The following is a 3092-nucleotide window of genomic DNA, read 5'->3' on the forward strand; positions in this document are numbered from 1 at the left end:
ATAAGACTCAGATATATCCCAACCATTCTTAATTACATTTCAAATAATTCGAAATACTATGAAATATGGGGATTTGATGAACCGGAAAATTCTTGTGAATACTCACTTTCAAAAAAAATATCCGAACAATTCTCAAACGAATACTCAAAAAAAACACAAATTTTTGTTGCAAGTCATTCTTTCCATTTTATATCCATAGAAAATGAGAACACCTCGAAGTTTCGAGTTTATAGGAAAGCAGGAAGCGAAAATACAGAAGTTGTTCAAATTGATGCTGGCAATCAAAATTTACTATCAGATGAACTAGGAATTATTGACATTAATAACGAATTGGCTAAACTGTATGAAGATAAACTCAAAAACATTGAAAAACCATATTTGATTTTTGAAGGTAAAACTGATAATAAATTATTCAGTTTGGCATTTGAATCAATTTACAATAAAACAATTGATAAAGATTTTATTCTTTGCGAGCATTTAATTTCAGACGATGGAAGCACAATTGGTTCAGGTGCAAACTTTATAAACCAATTTATGTATAATCATATATCAAAAACACCAACTAACAACATAGTAATCGGGATATTCGACTTTGATTCTACAGGTGTAAGTGAAATTATTACTCTAAAGAAATTATTTGATAAGTTAGATTCAAACTCCGAGAAGTTTCTTCTTTACAAACATAAAGTAAAACATAATGTATTTGTAATGACTTTAGTCACTCCAAATCATAGAACAAACTTTACGCACAAGACACAAAAGGATTACTGCTACTTATCAACCGAGCTTTTACTTTTAGATTCTGACATTCCTAATGCAAATAGACAATATCCTACACTTTTTGACCGGACAGTTTATACATTTTCAGGTAATAAAGTGAATTTCGCATTAGCAATTGAATCAAAAAAAGCAACAACAAATTTTGACGGATTTAAACCGACATTTGAAATTATTGACAGAATAATTAAAACCGGCAGCTAACAGCACCTACCCAAAAGTGTCGGTTCAGTGCTCTGAAGACACTTTTGTGGTTAAGCAAAGTTTGGTTCTCCGCATCAACATTTGTGTTTAAAATCGCCACCTTCGGGTAGCTGCAAATCGCTACCAGCCAACTTATAGAACGACCCGACAACAACTAACATATGACTAAAAACGAGAAAAAAGTAAACCATTTTGACAGGTAACCAAAGACAAAGAAACTATACAACAAACGGACAACGAGTAAGTCGACACTCATTGCCGACCCTTCGCAAAGCCAAAAGTGCCACTTTTTTGCCTAACCACAGACAAAATGTATAAATCTAAAGTCTGAGTTTTTTAGATCTAAACAATTAATAGAATTATCAAATTAGTATGAGAAAATTTAAATTCATTGATTTATTCGCAGGCCTAGGTGGTTTCCATATTGCATTAAATAGCTTAGGGCATAAATGTGTTTTTGCAAGCGAAATAAATGAGGACTTAAGGAAACTATATAAAATTAATCATGGTATCGATTGCACAGGAGACATAAACTTAGTAGAAGTTAAGGATATTCCTAAACATGACATAATTTGTGCTGGTTTTCCGTGTCAACCATTTTCCAAAGCGGGCAAACAAAACGGACTAGATGACTTGAATAATGGTAATTTCTTTAATCGGATAATGGAAATTGCTGATTTTCACAAACCAGAATTTATTTTTTTAGAGAATGTTCCAAATCTTAAAGGTCACGATGAAGGTAACACATGGCAGTTTATTTTTAATAAACTTTCCGTCAAGTATGATGTAAAAGAAAAGGTAATTTCACCTCATAAATTCGGTGTTCCACAGCATCGTTCAAGGATTTACATTGTATGCCGTTTAAAATCTAAAGGCGGTTTAAAAAATTATGAGTTGCCTGAAGGTGATTTTAAAGGAACACTTTCGATAAAATCAATTATTGAAAAAAAACCACAAGAATATACTGGAATAAAACCCGATTCATTAAACCACATTAAAGTTTGGCAAGAGTTTTTAGATAATCTTAAAAGCGAAGAAGTACCGAGATTTCCAATTTGGGCAATGGAGTTTGGAGCAACATATCCTTACGACAATAAAGCCCCAATTAAACTTTCAACAGATGAATTAAAAAAATACAAAGGAAAGTTCGGTCAAAAAATCAAAGGACATTCTTTTGATGAAGTGCTTGAATGTTTGCCAATCTATTCCCAGATTGATCAGAAAGAATTTCCTCACTGGAAAAAATATTACATCAGAGCCAACAGAGAATTTTATTTAAAACATAAAAAATGGCTAGACAATTGGATTCCAAAAATTCTTGATTTTGAAAACAGTCATCAAAAATTTGAATGGAATTGTGGTAATAAAATCCCTTTGGTAATTAATGACAAGATTTTACAATTTAGGCCTTCGGGTATTAGAGTAAAGATGCCAAATTTTTCACCAGCATTAGTTTTAACATCAACACAAATACCAATTTTTCCTTGGCTTGGTAGATATATGACACCAAGAGAAGCTTCAAAATTACAATGCATGGAAGAACTTAAAGAATTGCCAAGCACAACGGCAAAAGCATTCCGTGCATTTGGAAATGCTGTAAATGTTTGTGTTGTAAAAAATATAGCTAAAAATCTTTTGAAATAATTATGAGCAATATAAACACCGTATCGATAAAAATTCAAACTGGGGTTTACGGACAATTTCGTAACTTAAATAATAGAGTTTGGTTTGCTCTTGGCGAATATGTAGATAATGCCGTTCAGAGTTTTGAGAATAATAAAGACCGTTTAAGGAAAGCCAACAAAGGAAAATATCAATTTGAAGTTAGAATAAATATAGACTGGGATAATAATTACATAAAAATATTTGACAATGCCGCTGGCATTGACACCAAAAATTTTCAAAGAGCATTTGAGCCAGCTAATATACCTATCGACAATACTGGTTTACATGAATTTGGAATGGGAATGAAAACTGCATCAATTTGGCTTGCTGATTTTTGGAGTGTGAGAACAGCTGCCTTAGATGAGGAAGAGGAAAGGTTTGTTGAGTTTGATTTGAAAAAAGTTTTAGAAGAGGAGAAAGAGGTTTTAAAAGTTAAAAATTCTGAT

Annotated in this window: 3 protein-coding genes; all 3 read left to right on the top strand. The window is 32.1% G+C overall.

Annotation, left to right across the window (positions count from 1 at the left end; all coding sequences use genetic code 11):
• A partial coding sequence (locus ACIQ2S_RS12440; protein ID WP_396176467.1) for a hypothetical protein occupies positions 1–981 on the top strand: 981 nt, incomplete at its 5' end.
• 372 nt (positions 982–1353) lie between these two features.
• A complete protein-coding gene (locus tag ACIQ2S_RS12445; protein WP_396176469.1) occupies positions 1354–2625 on the top strand; it encodes a DNA cytosine methyltransferase in 1272 nt (423 codons plus the stop codon).
• 2 nt (positions 2626–2627) lie between these two features.
• On the top strand, positions 2628–3092 hold a 465-nt coding region (locus ACIQ2S_RS12450; RefSeq protein ID WP_396176471.1), incomplete at its 3' end, for an ATP-binding protein.

The sequence above is a fragment of the Flavobacterium sp. genome, from assembly GCF_044371705.1.
Taxonomy (GTDB): domain Bacteria; phylum Bacteroidota; class Bacteroidia; order Flavobacteriales; family Flavobacteriaceae; genus Flavobacterium.